The organism is Paraburkholderia caffeinitolerans (genome assembly GCF_902859945.1).
GTDB classification, from domain to species: domain Bacteria; phylum Pseudomonadota; class Gammaproteobacteria; order Burkholderiales; family Burkholderiaceae; genus Paraburkholderia; species Paraburkholderia caffeinitolerans.
The window spans coordinates 50955-69155 of the sequence record NZ_CADIKL010000040.1 but is presented as its reverse complement, the minus strand read 5'-3'; the positions used below and the strand labels follow the sequence as shown (position 1 = coordinate 69155).

Below are 18201 nucleotides of genomic sequence, written 5' to 3'. Positions count from 1 at the left end.
CCGGAATGTGGGGTCTTTGTGTGTCCTTTATTGCAAACCCGAAACAAATTTCCGCATCGGCTATACGCCTGCTGCCGGTCCTTCTGCCCGACACCTTCGCCGCGCTTTGTATCAACCCCGATACAAAGGCCTCATGAAACAGAAATAACCGGCACTTACCGTTCACTCCTGAGTTGCGCTATACGGCATCCGTTTCAACAGATTGAAAAATCAGGAGGAGACAATGGCGAAAATGAAAAATAAACCGAAGCACACAGCGGTTTCGAAGGCGTTACCGCTGCGACACGGCGGGCGTTATGCAACGCTATTCGTCGGGCCGGTGTTCGGATTGGCGTCGCTGGGTGCGCATGCACAACAACAAACGACGACGCAATTGCAAGCCCAGCAGATTGCGGCACCTGAGGCGGCCTCAGCAGCGAAACCGGCCGCCGCGTCGGGCACGACGGCGCCGAATGCATCCGTTGCTGAGACGTCGAAGATTCAGGGCAAAGATGGCGCGACGCTCAATACCGTTGTCGTTACCGCGACTCGCCGACGTGAGCCCGCGCGCGAAGTGCCGATGCAGGTCAATGTACTCTCGGCCGACGAACTGCAGAAGAGCGGCGCACAAACGATGTCCGACTACCTGTCTTCGGAGCCGGGTGTCGATTTGAACGCTAGCGGCGGCAGCGGGTCCGGTCAGGTCAGCATCCGCGGTGTGACGACAGGTGTTCAGACCGGGCCGACGGTCGGCATTTATATCGACGATGTCGCGTTTGGCGGCAGCACCTTGTTTTCTCAAAGCGCAACCTTCGCGCTCGACATGAGCCTGCTCGACCTCAATCACGTTGAAATTCTGCGCGGTCCGCAGGGGACCTTGTATGGTGCGGGCGCGATGGGTGGTCTGCTCAAGTACGTGACTAATGAACCCGACCCGGGGCAGTTTTCCGGGCAAGTTGGCGCCGGCGTGTCGGGCACCGAGCATGGCGGAGTGAGCGGCACGGCCAATGCAACGTTGAATATCCCGCTGAAAACCGACGTTGCCGCGCTGCGCGTCTCCGTCTTCGGCCAGCACGATGGCGGTTATGTCGATGCAGTGGGCCCACAGGCGGATACGCACATCGATCGTAGCGACACCTACGGCGCCCGCGCTTCGTTGCTGCTGACTCCGACTCGTGACCTGACGGTGCGGTTAAGCGCGGTCTCGCAGAACATCAATCGCAACGCTCCGAACTACGTTGAATATGGCGCCAACGGGCAACCGGTCTGGGGCGACCTGACCACGCAACAGTTCGCTCCGGAACCGTTTCACCAGAATATTCAGCTCTATTCCGCCGGGATCGAATACGAACTCGGCTGGGCGCGCTTGAACTCGATCACGTCGTTTCAAAGAGTCAACTCGAGCGCGCCGCAAGATTTGACCGGCGTATACGGGCCGCTATTTGCCGCGCAAGGGCTAGACCTGGGTTCGGTGGTCGCCAGTGATGTGGCCACCACGAACAAGTTCACGCAGGAGCTTCGCCTGACCTCGCCGGGCAATCAGCGGCTGGAGTGGCTGGCCGGGCTTTTCTATACGCATGAGCGCAGCACGTTGAACGAGGGGTTTTTAACGACCTTGCCCGATGGCACTGTCGGGCCAAACCTTTCGGAGATCGACGCGCCCAGCACGTACGACGAGTACGCAGCATACGGCGACCTGACCTACCACCTCACATCGCGCCTTTCCCTGACCGCTGGCCTGCGGATCGCCCACAACACCCAGACGTATGAGCAGACGACGTCCGGCACGCTCGCTGGCCCAACGCAGACCGTCTCGGCGCCGTCGTCGGACACCAGCAAGACCTACATGTTCACCGCGCGCTATGCGCTGACACCCAATAGCAATGCGTATATCCGCGTCGCCAGTGGATACCGGCCCGGCGGCCCGAATGCCCTGCTGATCGATCCGCTCACCAGCATGCGCGCGTCCGGCAGCCCGACATTCAATCCCGATACGCTGTGGAGTTACGAGGCTGGCTACAAGGCCGACCTGCTCGACAAGCGGCTTTCGCTGGAAGCGTCCGTCTACGACATCGAGTGGAAGAACATCCAGCAGCTCGGCACGGTCGACGGCGTGAACCAGGTCGTCAACGCAGGCGATGCACGGATCAAGGGGCTGGAGTTCTCCGGCACGTTCCGTCCAGACCGGCACTGGAATTTCAGTGCGAATCTGTCGCTCATCGACGCCCGTTTGACGACGGGAAGTACCAGCGCTGGTACGACCGCCGGCGAACCATTGCCGAACTCGGCCAAAGTCGCCGCCACATTCTCGGGCACCTATCTGTTCACGGTACAGGGGCATCAGTCGTATGCGGGTGTCATCCAGCGATTTGTCGGCCGACGCCATAGCGGTTTCGACGCCAGCTCGGGCCGCCCCGACTACCCGCTGCCCGGCTATGCGATCACGGATCTGCAAGCAGGCGTGGACTTTGGAAAGTTCAACCTGGGGTTCTATGTCCGCAACCTGTTCGATCGCCGCGCCTTGATCGCGGCCGGCACGTCGCTGATACCGCTGGGCGGCCCGGCGCTCGTCAGCGTGATTCAGCCTCGCACGATTGGTGCGACGCTGAACATCCCATTCTAATCATATGGATAACTGATAATGAAGAAAGATTCGCAAGCCGTCGCCGAACAGCTGGATGCCTTGTTCGAACGGTTCAACAAGGGCGACGAACCCGGCCTGGTCGTGGCCGTCGCGCATCGGGACGAGATCCTCTACCGACGCGGCTTCGGTCTGGCGAGCCTGGAACATGGCGTAATCAACACCCCGGCTACGCGCCTTCGCATCGGCTCGACGAGCAAGCAATTCACCTGCCTCGCCGCGCTGCTGTTAGCCGAGGACGGCAAGCTCGACATCGACGCCGGGGTTCGCACGTATCTGCCCGAACTGCCGCTGCTGGCCGGCGACCCGACCTTGCGGCAATTGATGACGCATACGGGAGGCTATCGCTGCTATCTCGACCTGACACTGCTCGCACAAGGCGTAGCGACGATGCCACACGGCGGCGCATTGGCCGCAGAACTGCGACAGGGTGATGTGAATTTCCCGCCGGGGGAGCGGATGATCTACTGCAACGGGGGATACCACCTGCTGTCGCTCGCAATCGAGCGCGCCAGCGGAATCCCCTTCGCGACCTTCCTCAAGGAACGCATCTTCAACGTGATGGGCATGCTCGACACGGAGTCGGTTGCCGACGACATGCAAATCCGCCCGCGCATGGCCACCCAGCACGTGCCGGATGGCAAAGGCGGATTTATGCGCGGTCTCTTTCCCACCTGGGAGGTGCTCGGCGAAGGCGGGATCGTATCGACGGTCGACGACATGCTGCTCTGGCTCGCGCATCTGCGCGGCCCCAAGCGCCTGGGCAGCGAAGCGAACTGGCGCCAGATGCTGGCCAGGCCGCGCTACTCGAGCGGCGCTGAAGGCGTCTACGTCCTGGGATTGATGCGCACGCCGCATCGCGACGTGGAGTTGCTGCACCATGCTGGCGGTGTGTTCGGTGGCGCTTGCCAGATGTTGACCGTGCAACAGCATGCGCTCGATGTGATCATTCTCACCAATGGAGCCGCTGCCGATCCGGTCGAACTCGCCACGCAGGTGGTCGACATCGTTCTGGGAGACGCGATACTGGGCGCGCAACCTGCTGCGCCACTGCCTACTGCGGGGCACGAAACCCTGCTCGGCAAGTACCACTCGCGCGGAGCGTACTGCGTGATCGACGATCGCGATGGGCGATTGAGTGTGATCTTCCACAACGCCAGGCAAATGCCCTTGCCGCTGATCCAGACTTCGACTGCATTGCGGGTCGAAGACGGGACCGGCGCCGCATGCCTGATCAAACCTTGCACGTCCCCGGAGGGACGTGTGACTGCCATTGAGCTGGTGGACTGCGGTCATGCGCAGATCCTGCAACGCTTGTCCGACAACGCCCCTCGGCTCTCCGACGTATTGCCGGGTCTGGCAGGCAGGTACTACAGCAGCGATGCTGCGGCGCATGCAACTATCGCCGTGCAGAACGACGAACTCACCATGACGATGGACGGCGTAGCAGGCAGTGCGAGCTATCGGCTGGAGCCTGTAGATCATGACGTATTCACGTTCGACCCCGTCGGTCCGTTGACCGTCATCCGCGGCGTGTTGACAGTGGAACGCTCGGCTGGGCTGGTCGTGCGTTTTCGTATCGACACAGCTCGCACGCGCAACCTGAACTTCACACGCGAGAGCGCCCATCGTATCGATGGGGAGCGCCTATGAAAGTGCTCATTTCCACCGACATCGAAGGCGTCGCGGGTGTGTTTCATCCGGAACAAACCCGCGCAGGCAACGGCGAATACGAAGCCGCGCGCCGCTGGATGACGCTCGAAGCGAATGCCGCGATCGAAGGGGCCTTCGCGGGCGGCGCAACGCAGGTCTGGGTCAACGATTCGCACGGAGGTTTTCGTAACCTGTTGCCTGATTTGCTCGACGCACGCGCGCATATCGTGCTCGGTAAGCCTCGTACACTGTGCATGATGGCAGGACTCGAAGCGAGCCCTGACCTCGTGTTCATGATCGGCTACCACGCCATGGCACAAAGCCGCGGCATCCTCGCGCATACGATCAATAGCTTCGCATTTGCGAGCGTGCGGCTCAACGGCGTCCCGGTGGGCGAAGCGGGCTTGTATGGCGCGCTTGCTCAGGAATACGGAGCATCAGTTGCACTGCTGTCTGGCGACGACGTATTCGCCGAAGAAACACGTCCGGCCTTTCCCGATGCAACATTCGTGATCACCAAAACCGCATCGGGATGCACGAGCGGCGCTACGCTGGGGCTCGCTAGCGCGCGAGCCGAGATTCGCCGCGCCGCACAGGCGGTCGTAGAACGGCACATGGCAGGAGAAAAGGTCAGCGAGACACCCGCCAATCGATCCAGTGAATTCAGGTGCGAGTTGAGTGTGCAGGGGCCGGCGCAAGCCGATCTGTTCTGCCAGTGGCCAACGCTCGCACGAACCGGTGGGGTCTCGCTTTATTTCGACGCGCCTTCCGTGGAACACGTGGTGCGCACGCTGATCTGCCTGTCGGCGATGTCGGCCATGTTGCGGTGACGCCGGCTCGAAGCCCCCATTGCATCAAACTGGCGCCGAGCCTCTTTGAATTTCTTTACTGGATTGCAATCCTTGCTCAATGCGTATTGATCAACTATAAAAACCACAAGGTAGCTGGATCCATGAAGCAGCTATAGGATTTGCCGAATTCAAGTGTGCGAATTTGGTGCGTGCAACGCGTGCAGCTTTCCACCAGGTTCGCCAAAGTGATGAAAGCGATTCCACAGGATCCGCTCGCCTCTCATTATGCTTCGGGGTGGCGACTCTCTTTCTCTCGACATTCATTTTTGCCGGCACGAGCCGTACGTTTGGCCGGCAAGAATTCGAACTCGTCGATACCGGAATATTCCTCTACAAGGACAGCAAATCGGAATGGCATACCGCAAACAGGGACGAACGGGCATGACTGCTCGTTCGTGTCGCGCCTTTGCGAACGGGGTGGATTGCCCTACTTCGTTAATGAAATAACCACTTGCATTAGCGAATTTGCCAACGCTCCGAAATTTGCGATCCGATTGATCTATCACCTAATATGTATTCCTAAATAGGTGATCATTTTTTCATCTTGCCGGTCCTGCTTTTAACGCGCGCGCACGCACGCGCCCGACCTTGTCGGGGAAGCCGGGAAAGTCGGATGCGCCCGACGGCCATCCGGCGCAACCTGCCATAGAAGGAGGTGGCACATGCCTGTCACAGTCAACTATCCGGGCGTCTATATCGAAGAGATCCCCAGTGGCGTGCGTACCATCACTGGAGTCGCCACGTCGATTGCGGCCTTTGTCGGCTGGGCTCCACAGGGACCCGTGGACAGCGCAACCCTGGTGCAAAGCTGGATGGACTTCACTCGCGGGTTCGGTGGCATGGACAGCCGCAGTTTGCTTGGCTATTCGGTTTACCAGTTCTTCGCCAATGGCGGCACCCAGGCCTACATCATTCGCGTGGTCGGCGCCGGCAACGTGGCGGCAAGCGTCACCCTGAGCGGCGTGTTGACGGTCAGCGCGAACAGCCCGGGGCTGTGGGGCAGTGCCTACGGCATCAAAATCAAGAACCTGGCGACCCCTGGGCGATTCCAGCTCCAGGTATACAGTCTGCCGCCCACTCCCGCGCCGGCGGTCCTGGTCGAGTCTTTCGAGAATCTGTCGATGAACAGCGGCGATAGCCGCTACGTCCAGACAATCGTGGACAACCAGTCGTCCTACGTCACGGCGACGGTGATCGGCGTCAACCCCAGTCCGCCGGCGGACACCGCCACGCCCTCGCCGCTTATCGGCGGCCTCGACGGCACGGTCCTGGCGCCGGCGTCCACCAGCAGCATGCCCGCTGGCGCTTTCGAGACCGCTGTCCTGCCGGGCAGCGGCGTCGGCGTCGACCTGCTGGAGCACGTGGACCTGTTCAACCTGCTTTGCGTCCCTGGCGAAGCGGACCCGGCGACCTTGAGCACCCTGGAAGGCTTCTGTCACGACCACCGGGCCATGCTTATTGCCGACTGTTACCAGGATGCCACCTTCAAGACGCTGCAGACCAGCCAGGGGCCGCCGGTCCAGATCACCGCCGGCGACAATGCGGCCAACGCTGCTTTCTATTTCCCATGGATCAGTGCGCCGGACCCGCTCATGTCGAACCAGCCAGGCATCTTCCCGCCTTGCGGTTTTATGGCCGGAATCTACGCACGCACCGATTCGACCCGGGGCGTATGGAAAGCGCCTGCCGGGACCGAAGCCAGCCTCACCGGTGTGCTGGGCGTCTCGCAGCCGCTGAACGATATCGAGAACGGCACCCTCAATCCGACCGCGGTCAATTGCATCCGCAACTTCAGTGTCTATGGCACCGTTGTCTGGGGGGCGCGCACGCTCCAGGGCAACGACCAGATCGGCTCCGAATGGAAGTACATTCCGGTGCGGCGCATGGCGCTGTACATCGAGGAGAGCCTTTACCGCGCGCTGAAGTGGGTCGTTTTCGAACCGAACGACAATCCCCTATGGTCCGAGATCAGGCTGAACGTCGGCGCCTTCATGCAGAACCTGTTCAGGCAGGGTGCCTTCCAGGGCCAGACGCCGCAGGACGCGTATTTCGTCAAGTGCGACAACGAGACCACGACCCAGAACGACATCAACCTGGGAATTGTGAACATCGCCGTCGGCTTCGCGCCGCTGAAACCTGCGGAGTTTGTCGTCATCCAGATCCAGCAGATGGCCGGACAGATCGCAACCTGAGGAGGCGCTCATGGCTCAATTCACCGTAAATACCCAGCGCTTCGACCCGTACAAGAATTTCAAATTCCGCGTGCGCTGGGACGGCCGCTATGTCGCCGGAGTCAGCAAGGTCGGCCTCCTGAAGCGCACCACCGAAGTGGTCAAGCACCGCGAAGGCGGCGATCCGTCGAGCAGCCGCAAGTCCCCGGGGCGAACCGAGTACGACGCCATCACGCTGGAGCGCGGGGTCACCCATGACGTGGCCTTCGAGCAGTGGGCCAACAAGGTCTGGCAGATCGGTGCCGGCCTCGGCGCTGAAGTCTCGCTCCAGGATTTCCGCAAGGACATCACCATTGAGGTCTACAACGAGGCGGGGCAACTGGCGCTGGCGTACAAGGTGTATCGCTGCTGGGTGTCCGAGTACCAGGCGCTGCCCGACCTCGACGCCAATGCCAACGCGGTAGCCATCCAGCACCTCAAGCTCGAAAACGAAGGTTGGGAGCGGGACCAGTCGGTTCCTGAGCCCACCGAACCGAGCTTCTCGAACCCGGCAGCCGGATGATCCGCCATGCGCCCCCTGTCGGCCGCCGAGTTGCTGTGCGCGTGGGAGGACGGGCTGTCCCGGGGTCCGGTGGACCGGGCCTTGGTGTTGCTTGCTGCGGCGAGCCCTGAGGCGGCTCCCGATTCCCTGGCAGCGCTGCCCATCGGCGAGCGCGATTCGCGTCTGCTTGCCCTGCGCGCCTGGATTTTCGGCGCCACCCTTGCCAGCCGCGCAACGTGTCCGGAATGCGGCGAGCAGGTCGAGTTCTCCTTCGACGCCGCATCGCGCTTTGCGCCGTGGCGCAATGAGCCGCCGCAAACGGAAATCGGGATTTCGTTTGCTGGCTACGATCTCTGCCTGCGTCCGCCGAACAGCATCGACATGGCCGCGCTCTCACTTGATTCCGACGCCGAGGCTCGGCGCTCGCACTTGTTCGCTCGCAGCCTGGTGAGCGCTTCGAAAAACGGCGACCCGGTCGGAGCGGACCGCCTGCCGCCGGAAGTCGTTGCCGCAGCGGCAGAAGCCTTGGCAAAGGCCGATCCCCTGGCGGACATGCGTGTGGACCTGGGCTGCCCGACTTGCGAATATCGCTGGCAGGCACCGTTCGATATCGTTCCTTTTTTCTGGAGCGAAATCGAGGCTTGGGCCTGCCGCATATTGCGGGAAGTTCATGTTCTTGCCCGCGCCTACGGCTGGTCCGAGCGCGACATCCTGGAGTTGAGCCCGGCGCGCCGGCAGGCCTACATCGAGTTGGCCGGATCATGAGGAGGAACGCATGAGCGACTTCTTCTCCCGGCTGGCGGAACGCAGCCTGGCGGCTCCGCCTGAATCAATCCGGCCGAGGCTGCCGGGGCTGTTCGAGCCGCTGCCCGCCTCCGCCCCAAGCCTGCCGGCAATCGATTCCGGCCCGGCGGACGATTTCGATGCCCGTGCTTCCCGGATCGCGGCGGAGCACCAAGGTTCCGATGTCCCGAGCACGGCACCCACACTCGTAGCGATTCCACAGCGGCCACAGAAGGACTTCGAGGCTCAACGCCCGCCAGCGCAGGTCGAGGCACAGACGCCAGTCCCGTTCCGCCAGGAACCGGCCGCTCCGCCCCGGTTGCTGGCGCCCCGTCGCCTTGAGCCCGGCGTTGCCGACGAGGATCGCCCGCCGAAATCGGCATTGCGACCCGGCCTGACTGAAAGCGCGGTCAGCGTGCCCCCGTCCGCCGCGCGCACGCTGGATGCCGTCACTGCTCCTAAAAACGTCGCAGACACGCTGCGCGAGCCGCCTTCGCCGCAGGGCCTGGCCATTGCGCCGATGACCCTGACAGCCCCGGCACTGCCTGCCGAACTCCTGGCCCGGATCGCGGCTTCGGTCGCAGGGCAACGGAGCCAGCCGAAGGACGAGCGCGCGCCGCACCGCAGCGCCAAACAGTCTGTGCCCGCGAGCGAGACAGTGGTTGAGGTCAGCATCGGCCGGATCGAAATCCGCGGCGCCGAATCCCAGTCGTCCAGCCGCAAGGAAGCGCCACGGCCGGCGGTCATGACGCTTGACGAGTACCTGCGCCAGCGGCGGAGCGCGTCGACGGGACCGGGCAGATCATGAGCAATGCCCTCGCCATCGCGGCAACGACTGCGACCCTGGAGGCGATTCTGGGCAACGGCATCCACGCCGACCCGGATCTGTCGGATACCGCCATCACCGGGCTGCCGCCGGACAAGGCGCGGGGAACGATCACCAGCAACCAGCTCAATCTTTTCCTTTACCAGATCCTGCCCAATGCGGCCTGGCGCAACATGGACGTGCCGGGTCTGGTGAAACCCGGCGAGACGGGGGTGCCGCCGCTGGCGATCAACCTTCACTACCTCGTCACCGTCTTTGGCCGTGAAAACGACACCAGCCAGCCCTTCGACCACCACCTGATGGGCCGGGCGATGAGCCTGCTCTACGACCATGCACTGCTGGGTCCCGACGAAATCCGCCTCGCCTTTCCCGGCAGCGACCTGGAACGGCAGGTGGAGCGGGTGCGCATCACCCTGCAGCCCCTCGATATCGAGCAGATATCCAAGCTGTGGACTGGATTTGCCACCCAGTACCGGTTGTCGGTGGGCTACGAGATTTCGGTGGCGCTGATCGACAGCACCCAGCCGGTGAAGACGCCCTTGCCGGTGCTGACCCGGGGTCCCCAGGACAAAGGCCCCGTTTCCCAAGGCAATCTGCTGCCGCCCTTCCCGACCCTGTCTCAGATCCAGCCGCCGGGCCAGCAGGCAAGCGCGCGCCTGGGCGACCTGCTGACGCTAACGGGGGCGCTCCTCGACGGCACCCTCCTCGGCGTCATTTTTGACCACCCGCTCTGGTCCCAGCCCGTCGAAGTTGCGCCCCAGCCGGGTTCCACCTCGACCCAGGCCAAGGTACAGATTCCCCCCGGCCAGCCTGCCGCCTGGCCCGCGGGAACGTATTCGATTGCCTTCGCCGTCCAGCGCCCCGGCGAGAGCTTCCGGCGCACGACCAACGCCCTGTCGTTTTCCCTTGCGCCTGCCATCGTCGTCACACCCAAGAGCGCCCCTGCCGGCAGCGTCGCCTTTGCCATTTCGTGCAGCCCGTGGCTGTGGCCCGGCCAGCACGCCTCTTTCCTCGTCTCCGACCAGGACGTGGCGCTGGCCGACGTCGCGGCAGCGACTGCCAGCCTCACTGCCACCGTAACGCTCGCGGCCGGCAGCTATTTCGTGCGGCTGCGGGTGGATGGCGTGGACAGCCTGCTCGTGGACAACTCGGTGTCGCCTCCGGTGTTCGATACGACGCAACAGGTAACGATCACATGAACACCGCCACCGCCCCCACCTGGCAGGAAGTGAATTCGCGCTACCTGGCTGCGGCGCTCGCCTGGCTAAAGATCAGGCTCGAACGCCACGCTCGCCAGCAACCAGGTGGATCGACGGAAGTTGCGGCGCCAAGCGTGCCTGCGCCGCCCCCGGCCACCGGAACCGAGCCCGCTCACTGGTGGCAAAGGCGCTCCTCCTCGGCCGTGGCGCCGGAAACGCCCGCCACCCAAGCGCCGCCGCCCCTGCCGGCGCCAAGCAGCGACGACGTCTTGGCGCGCGCCGCGGCGGAATACGCCGCTGCCGCCGCCCAGACCAACCCCGCGCCGATCCTGATGCGGTTGTCGGCACTGCTCGAGCTCTCCCAGTTCGAACGGGAAATCCTGCTGCTCTGCACAGCGATGGAACTGGACCCGGACATCGCCGGCCTTTGTGAGCTTGCTCAGGGCCACACGGGGCACGCCTACCCGACTTTCGCGCTCGCCCTGGCCCTGTTCGACGATGCCGCCTGGGACGCCCTGTCTCCGCAAAACTCCCTGCGCTACTGGCGTCTGATCGAGATCCACCAGTCCCGCAGCCAGCCGCTGTCGGTCAGCCCGATCCGGGCCGACGAGCGCATCGTCCAATTCATCCAGGGCATGGATTACCTGGACGACCGGCTCGCCATGCTGGTGAGCGCGGTCCCCGCAGCCGATGACGGCGACCTGCCGCCTTCGTATGTCGTACAGGTGGACACCATCGTTCATAGACTGCAGCAGGCGGCACCGGCCGGGATGGTCCCGCTGGTGCAGCTTGCCGGCTACGACAGCGCCAGCAAAGCGTTCATTGCGGCGCTGGTGGCGCGCCGGCTGGGTGTCCATCTCTATCGGCTGCCGGCGGAGGCCATTCCGGCAGACGCACGCGAACTGGAAACCCTGCAGCGCCTCTGGCAGAGGGAAAGCGTGATGCTGCCTCTGGCGCTTTATGTCGACGCGCCCCGGGCTGAAACCGGCCCCCGGACGCCGGCTGAATTGGGGCGGCTGTTGTCGGCAATCGGCGGCATCTCATTCGTCGACGCGGCCGAACCCGTTCCGCTGGCCGCGCGCGACTCCTTTGTAGTCGATGTCGACAAACCCGACACCGACGAACAGGAAGCACTGTGGAACGCCGTTCTCGGCCCGGTGCTGGGACAGAACGGCTCGCCGCCACCCGCGATCGCCGCCCAGCTCGCGTCACAGTTCAAGCTCGGCGTCGAAGACATCCGTCGCATCGCCAAAACGGTCGCCGTGGACGACGCGGCAGGCGGTGCAGCGCCGGCAGAGCGGCTGTGGGACGCCTGCCTCGAAGTGACCCGGCCGCGGCTCGACCAGCTTGCCCAGCGGCTCACCCCCAAGGCGGGCTGGGATGACCTTGTGCTGCCCGCTGCGGAATCGTCGCTGTTGCACCAGATCGCAGGTCAGGTGGACTCGCGCAGCCAGGTCTATCGCAGTTGGGGATTTGCCGAACGCATGAGTCGCGGGCTGGGAATCAGCGCGCTTTTTGCTGGCGAGTCGGGAACCGGCAAGACCATGGCCGCCGAAGTCATCGCCAGCGAACTGCGACTCAACCTCTACCGCATCGACCTGTCGGCAGTGGTAAGCAAGTACATCGGCGAGACGGAAAAGAACTTGCGCCGGCTGTTCGACGCGGCGGAGGACGGCGGCGCCATCCTGTTTTTCGATGAAGCCGACGCCCTGTTCGGCAAGCGCAGCGAAGTCAAGGACAGCCACGACCGCTACGCCAATATCGAAATCAACTACCTGCTGCAGCGCATGGAGGCCTACCGGGGCCTCGCCATCCTGGCGACCAACCTGAAAAGCGCCCTCGACCAGGCCTTCCTGCGCCGCCTGAGATTCATCGTCACCTTCCCGTTCCCGGCATATGCCGAACGCAAATCCATGTGGGAGAAGGTTTTCCCGCCCAGGGCGCCGACCTCCGGACTCGATTTCGATGCCCTGGCTCAGTTGAACCTCACCGGCGGCAACATCCACAGTATTGCGCTCAACGCCGCCTTCGCCGCCGCCCGCGCGGGAACGCCGGTGACCCAGGCGCTGGTGCTGGACGCATCCCGCACCGAACTGAAGAAACTGGGCCGGACGGTGAACGAGCTTGAATTCCGGCGCCAGGGAAAGCTGGGGGCAGCATGAAGATCCGCGTCCATATCGACCGTCTGGTGCTCGATGGCGTGCCGCTGCCGTCAGGCTCGTCGGGACTGGAGACGGCGCGGCTGCGCAGCGCAGTCGAGTCTGAACTGGCGAAGCTCCTGGCGCGGTCCGGTCTTGGCCCCGAACTGGCGGCGGGCAGGCGTCTTGCCAGGATCGACGCGCCGCCGCTGCAAGCTGCCAGCGACAGACCGGCCACCGGCCACGGCATGGGTCAGGCCATCGCCCACTCAGTGCACGGCGCGCTTGCGGGTGCCGGCGCGGTAAAGAAAGGAAAAATGCCATGAGCAAACAGGGCACATCGCTTAGCAGGTCTCAAGGCCAGGCAGCGCCGAACCGGGGAAGCACCGGGCTGTTCGAACGTTCGCCGCCCTTTGGCCGCCACGTCTGCATTCAGCGCGATGCCGCCGGCCCGGCGATCGAGGCTGACGCGCCGGACCAGGTGCGCTCCGTCGTCGAGTCGCCGGGTACGCCACTCGATTCAGCAACCCGGGAAACGATGGAGCCCAGGTTCGGCTACGACTTCAGTCAGGTACGGGTCCATGCCGACGATCGCGCCGCCGAATCCGCCCGCGCCGTCGGCGCCCATGCCTACACGGCAGGTTCGCACGTCGTCTTCGCCAGCGGCCAGCCCTCGCCGGGTTCCGTCGCCGGCGACCGCCTCATGGCCCACGAGCTGACTCACGTCGTTCAGCAGTCCCAGGGGCCGGTGGCGGGAACGCCCATCGGCGGCGGTTTCGACGTCAGCGATCCGGGCGATGCATACGAGCGCAACGCCCGCGAAAGCGCAACCTCCTTGCCCGCTTCCGGTCGTTCATTCGAAACGCAAAACGTGAGCGGTCTGGAAACCCTCCGCCAGAGTTCCGCACCTCATCAGATCCAGCGGAGCGACCAGGATTCGCCTCTGCAGACCGCTGCCGCGCAGCAGAGCGCAAGTGCCTCGCAGGAGAGCGCAACTGCCGCCAAGGCCAGCGCCATCACTGGCGGCATCTACGGAGGAATCGGCGCGATCACCGGCGTCCTCGGGGCCTTTGCCGCGATCCGCTCGGCGAACTTCGCCGAACGCTCCGCGCAGGCTGCAGAAGACCCCCCGGTCGCCGAGCCGACTACCGGCGGCATCTCGGTCACCGACGCGGACATCCCGGAAATCAAGGGCGTCGACAAGTTCAAGGATCCGTCAAAGGACGAACTTCAACTGAACGCTGATCCGGAGTCGGTCACGAAAACGACCGAAACCGAGACGACGAAAGGCCAGGATGTAGCGACTTCGACCGGCACCGACGTCGAGCGGACCCAAGGCGAGGGCGCCAGTGCCAAAAAGATTACCAGCCGGGGCGGCACGACCAAGACGACTCCTGCCGAAAAAACGAGGACATCGGAAGCCAAGCTGTTCAAGCCCCTGGACGACAAGGACCAGACGCAAACGTGGCGCCTGCTCACCGTCAGCCAGGGAAAAGACAACCAGGCGAGCTTCTACATGACCCTGCGCACCGCCGGCAAAGACATCAAGGACGGCGGCACCGAACCGGGCGACGCCGTCGGCTACCTGGGCGGCACGATGGAAGCCAATACCGCGATCACCTTCAAGGCGCGCCCGGGTGCCCACGCGGACGACGGCAGCGCAAGCGTCAGGATGCTGATTGGAGGAAGCAACACGCCGCCGCGGAAGATGATGCAGGAAAGCGGCTTTTTTGGCGGCGGTGGCCCCAAGTTCAACGAAAACTACACCGTCCAGCGCTTCCGCGCCGCGGTGAACTTCTCGGCCAATGCGGCCACTGCGCCGGCAGTCGAGGCCAAGACCCTGAAAGTGGGGGTTGGAACCATCACCCAGGGCAGCGGCAAGCCGGATGGGAACGACGCCCTGGTGAACGTGGATCTGCCCAATGCCGTCGGTGCCGGCGTCGACTCCCCAGGGAAGAAGAAGAAAAAATGAGCGCCTTTCCCGGTTCCCCCCGCGTGCTGAAGGGCGGCATTGTCCTGCTCGATCCAGACCAGTTCACGTTGTTGCCCAACGGCATCATCGTTCTCCAGTACAACCCGGACACGTTGAGCCGCACGCTCAAGATCAAGGGCGCCGAGGAAGGCGGCGACCGGTCCGAGGCGCTGCGGCTCACCGGCCCGCCGGTGGAGACGATCAAGCTCGACGCCGAGATCGACGCCACCGACCAACTGGAGGCGGGGGATGCGACGACCCTGCAGTTCGGCATCGCGCCCCAGCTTGCCGCCCTTGAAACCATCGTCTATCCGGCGAGCAGCACGCTCCAGAACAATTTCAACCTGGCGCAGCAGGGCGTGCTCGAGATCATGCCCATGCTTGCGCCATTCACCCTGTTCGTGTGGAGCGCGAGCCGGATCGCGCCGGTGCGCATCACCGAGCTCTCGATCACCGAGGAAGCCTTCGACCCGGCGTTGAATCCGCTGCGGGCCAAGGTCAGCCTGGGCCTTCGGGTGCTCACCATCGACGACCTCGAATTTTCTGACAAGAGCGGCAGCCTTTACATGGCCTACCAGAGGCAGAAGGAAAACCTCGCGGGCAAGTTCCAGGGCGGCACCTTTAGCGCACTCGGCATCAGCGGAATATCATGAGCGATCCCCTCTTCAACGACCCGGTGGCGGCACTGCTGGCGCAGACTTCGCTGCAGAACAATCTGTTCGCGCCCAACAGCCGTTATTTCGGACTGCCGACTTCGACGCTGTCGCCACCGGGCTGCGAAAAGCCCATCGTCTACCTGCTGCGCCGCTTCGTTCCGCCGCCCGAACGCTTCCAGGTCATCCAGGAGCACACCGTCGTCCAGGACGATCGGCTCGATCGCATCGCCGGGCAATACCTCGGCGATGCGACGCTGTTCTGGCGTCTGTGCGATGCCAACCGGGCAATGCGCCCCGACGACCTGACGGCGACCCCGGGCGCAACGTTGGACATCACGCTGCCCGAAGGCGTCACCGGGAGCTCGATGTGAACCGGGGCTTTTACCTCACCCTCATGATGGGCGGGTTCAACGCGAGCCCGGTCCCCGAGCCCGTGATCGAGGCGCTGCAGGAGGTCTCGGTCAGTTCCACCGTGGGCGCCCAGGCCGGGTTCCAGCTGAAGTTCAGCCTCGGCAAGAATTCTCTGGTGCGCCAGATGCACGACGCGGGCAAGTTCGATCCGCGCCAGCGGGTCGTCATTGCCGTCACCGTGAACGGCGCGACCGAAGTGTTGATGGACGGCATCATCACCCGACAGGACCTGGCTCCCAGCAGCGCCGCCGGCAAATCGACCTTGTCGATCACCGGCCTCGATCTTACGGCGCTCATGGATTTCATCGACCTGACCGGCATCCCCTACCCGGCGCTGCCCAACTTCGTCATCGTCGAGGCGATTCTCGCCAAGTACGCCGTCCTCGGCGTCACGCCACTCGCGTTGCCGGCGAGCATCCCCACTTTCGAGAATCCCCTCGAGCGCTTCATCAAGCAGCAGGGCTCCGATTACCGTTTCGTCACGACTCTCGCGAAAAACGACGGCGCCGTTTTTTACCTGGACCCGGGGCCGACTCCCGGCAAGAGCCTGGCGTACTGGGGACCCGACCTGAGCAAGCTGTTCGGCGGTCCCCAGCCCGCGCTGTCGATCAATCTGGACGCCAGCACCAATCTGGATTCGATCAGCTTTTCCTACGACGGCACCCTGGCGACCCAGTACCTGGTCACCATCATCGAGCCCATCACCAAGATACCTATCCCCATCCCGGTGCCCAACATCGACCTGCTGAAGGCGCCGCTCGCCGCCCATGCGCCGACGCCGCTGCGCAGCGTCCAGTTGAAACCGGTGGCCAACGAAAGCCCCGCCGGCGCCGCGCTCGCCGGTCTGGCCTCGCAATTCCAGACCGTTGATGCCATCAGCGCCAACGGGTCGCTCGACGTGCTGCGCTTCGGCCACGTTTTCAAGGCTCGCCAGCTCGCCGCGGTACGCGGCGCCGGCAATTATTACGACGGCAAGTATTACGTCAAGAGCGTCAGCCACAGCATCAAGCGCGGCGAGTACAAGCAGAGCTTCACCCTGAGCCGGGGTGGCACCGGTTCGTCGGTCTCGTCGGTGAGCCCGTAACGCGGACGGAGGGGCGAAATGAGGGACGGCCCGCAATACTTTGGCATCTACCGGGGCACGGTGATGAACAACGTGGACCCGATGCAGCTCGGCCGCATCATGGCGACGGTGCCCGACGCCGGCGGCATCACGCCGTCCACCTGGGCCACGCCCTGCGTGCCGCTCGCTGGCAAGCAGATGGGCACCTTCATGGTGCCCCAGGTCGGCGCCGGCGTCTGGATCCAGTTCGAGGCAGGCGACCCGGACCGGCCGGTGTGGAGCGGCGGCTGGTGGGGCACCGCAGCCGAAGTGCCGGCGCTGGCATTGGCCGGTGTTCCGGGAGATCCCAACATCGTCATCCAGACGACGCTCCAGAACGCGGTCGTGATTAGCGATCTGCCCGGCCCCACCGGCGGCATCATGCTGAAGAGCGCGACCGGCGCAACCATCATCGTCAACGACACCGGCATCTACATCCAGAACGGCAAGGGCGCGAGCATCGTCATGACCGGGCCAACCGTGACGGTGAACGCCGGCGCCCTGGTGGTGACCTGACGGTGACCGGACGAATACGCGGAGAACAACACCATGCCCGGATTCCTGGTCCATGTCGGCGCGACAGTCACCTGCTCCCACGGCGGGCAGGCCCAGCCGACCGTTCCCAACCCCCGCGTGATGGTCATGGGCCAGCCGACCGTGACGATCGCCGGGCCCTACACGGTCGCCGGCTGCGCCCTGCCGCCGCCGCCCTCCGGCAACGGCCCGTGCGTCACAGGGCAATGGACCGTCGGCACCGTGCGGGTCACGTCGAACGGCCAGCCCCTGGTGATCCTGTCGAGCGTCGGTCTGTGCGCACCGTCGGGCACCCCGCTCATCATCGCGGCCACCCAGACCCGGGTAACCGCTACCTGAGCGCCACCCGAGAGCCACCTGAGGCACGCCATGGACATCGACTTCCCCTTCCATTTCGACTCCCGGGGCCGCTCCGCCACCACGGATATGGAAGACCACATCCGCGACATGATCGAGGAGTTGCTGTTCACCAACCCGGGCGAGCGTGTGAACCGGCCCGACTTCGGCAGCGGCCTGATGCAGATGGTCTTTGCGCCGTTGTCCGCCGAACTCGCTGCTGCGCTGCAATTCACCCTGCAGGCAGCGCTGCAGCGCTACTTGGGAGACCTGATCGATCTCTTGAACCTGGAAGTGAGCGCAGTGGATTCGACCCTGACGGTGACCGTCAAGTACCTGATCCGGCGCACCCAGGAAGTGCAAACCGAGTCCTTCCAGAAAAGCGGTGCGAGTTGAGCGGAGCAAGCG

General features: G+C 64.0%; 17 protein-coding genes. All 17 read left to right on the top strand.

Translation table 11 applies throughout. The features are described from left to right. The first annotated feature begins 223 nt into the window (after nucleotides 1-223). The 17 genes from HV773_RS29010 to HV773_RS28930 all read left to right on the top strand — a co-directional run bounded on the left by HV773_RS29010 (nucleotide 224) and on the right by HV773_RS28930 (nucleotide 18189). On the top strand, nucleotides 224-2602 hold the full coding sequence (locus HV773_RS29010; RefSeq protein WP_175197606.1) for a TonB-dependent receptor: 2379 nt from the start codon (nucleotides 224-226) through the stop codon (nucleotides 2600-2602). A gap of 18 nt (nucleotides 2603-2620) precedes the next feature. Beyond that, nucleotides 2621-4273: a serine hydrolase domain-containing protein gene (locus tag HV773_RS29005; RefSeq protein WP_175197605.1), complete on the top strand. Its 1653-nt coding sequence runs from the start codon at nucleotides 2621-2623 to the stop codon at nucleotides 4271-4273. Beyond that, nucleotides 4270-5103: a M55 family metallopeptidase gene (locus HV773_RS29000; RefSeq protein WP_175197604.1), complete on the top strand. Its 834-nt coding sequence runs from the start codon at nucleotides 4270-4272 to the stop codon at nucleotides 5101-5103. Before HV773_RS29005 ends, HV773_RS29000 begins: the two co-directional genes overlap by 4 nt. 683 nt (nucleotides 5104-5786) lie before the next feature. Next, complete coding sequence (locus HV773_RS28995; RefSeq protein WP_175197603.1) at nucleotides 5787-7316, top strand: phage tail sheath family protein; 1530 nt, start codon at nucleotides 5787-5789, stop codon at nucleotides 7314-7316. Nucleotides 7317-7326: 10 nt separating this feature from the next. Further along, the gene (locus tag HV773_RS28990) at nucleotides 7327-7857 is read left to right on the top strand and encodes a phage tail protein (protein ID WP_175197602.1); all 531 of its coding nucleotides are present in this window, start codon (nucleotides 7327-7329) and stop codon (nucleotides 7855-7857) included. Nucleotides 7858-7863: 6 nt separating this feature from the next. Further along, a complete protein-coding gene (locus tag HV773_RS28985) occupies nucleotides 7864-8601 on the top strand; it encodes a T4 family baseplate hub assembly chaperone (protein WP_175197601.1) in 738 nt (245 codons plus the stop codon). 10 nt (nucleotides 8602-8611) lie between these two features. Next, nucleotides 8612-9427, top strand: a complete 816-nt coding sequence (locus HV773_RS28980) for a hypothetical protein (RefSeq protein WP_175197600.1) — start codon at nucleotides 8612-8614, stop codon at nucleotides 9425-9427. After that, nucleotides 9424-10644 (top strand): Pvc16 family protein, encoded by a 1221-nt coding sequence (locus tag HV773_RS28975; protein WP_175197599.1) that lies wholly within the window; start codon nucleotides 9424-9426, stop codon nucleotides 10642-10644. The genes HV773_RS28980 and HV773_RS28975 overlap by 4 nt, the downstream gene beginning before the upstream one ends. Beyond that, nucleotides 10641-12806, top strand: coding sequence for an ATP-binding protein (locus HV773_RS28970; RefSeq protein WP_175197598.1), 2166 nt, complete (start codon nucleotides 10641-10643; stop codon nucleotides 12804-12806). The genes HV773_RS28975 and HV773_RS28970 overlap by 4 nt, the downstream gene beginning before the upstream one ends. Continuing rightward, the gene (locus HV773_RS28965) at nucleotides 12803-13108 is read left to right on the top strand and encodes a hypothetical protein (RefSeq protein ID WP_175197597.1); all 306 of its coding nucleotides are present in this window, start codon (nucleotides 12803-12805) and stop codon (nucleotides 13106-13108) included. Before HV773_RS28970 ends, HV773_RS28965 begins: the two co-directional genes overlap by 4 nt. Then, the gene (locus HV773_RS28960) at nucleotides 13105-14754 is read left to right on the top strand and encodes an eCIS core domain-containing protein (protein WP_175197596.1); all 1650 of its coding nucleotides are present in this window, start codon (nucleotides 13105-13107) and stop codon (nucleotides 14752-14754) included. Before HV773_RS28965 ends, HV773_RS28960 begins: the two co-directional genes overlap by 4 nt. Continuing rightward, nucleotides 14751-15407, top strand: a complete 657-nt coding sequence (locus tag HV773_RS28955) for a hypothetical protein (protein WP_175197595.1) — start codon at nucleotides 14751-14753, stop codon at nucleotides 15405-15407. Before HV773_RS28960 ends, HV773_RS28955 begins: the two co-directional genes overlap by 4 nt. Next, the gene (locus tag HV773_RS28950) at nucleotides 15404-15781 is read left to right on the top strand and encodes a LysM peptidoglycan-binding domain-containing protein (protein ID WP_175197594.1); all 378 of its coding nucleotides are present in this window, start codon (nucleotides 15404-15406) and stop codon (nucleotides 15779-15781) included. Before HV773_RS28955 ends, HV773_RS28950 begins: the two co-directional genes overlap by 4 nt. Beyond that, on the top strand, nucleotides 15778-16905 hold the full coding sequence (locus HV773_RS28945) for a hypothetical protein (protein WP_175197593.1): 1128 nt from the start codon (nucleotides 15778-15780) through the stop codon (nucleotides 16903-16905). The genes HV773_RS28950 and HV773_RS28945 overlap by 4 nt, the downstream gene beginning before the upstream one ends. Before the next feature lie 18 nt (nucleotides 16906-16923). Continuing rightward, complete coding sequence (locus tag HV773_RS28940) at nucleotides 16924-17439, top strand: phage baseplate assembly protein V (RefSeq protein WP_175197592.1); 516 nt, start codon at nucleotides 16924-16926, stop codon at nucleotides 17437-17439. A gap of 33 nt (nucleotides 17440-17472) precedes the next feature. Continuing rightward, nucleotides 17473-17796 carry a hypothetical protein gene (locus HV773_RS28935; protein WP_175197591.1) on the top strand — a complete coding sequence of 108 codons (324 nt, stop codon included), beginning with the start codon at nucleotides 17473-17475 and terminating at the stop codon, nucleotides 17794-17796. Between the two features lie 30 nt (nucleotides 17797-17826). Then, nucleotides 17827-18189, top strand: coding sequence for a GPW/gp25 family protein (locus tag HV773_RS28930; RefSeq protein WP_175197590.1), 363 nt, complete (start codon nucleotides 17827-17829; stop codon nucleotides 18187-18189). Nucleotides 18190-18201 lie beyond the last annotated feature (12 nt).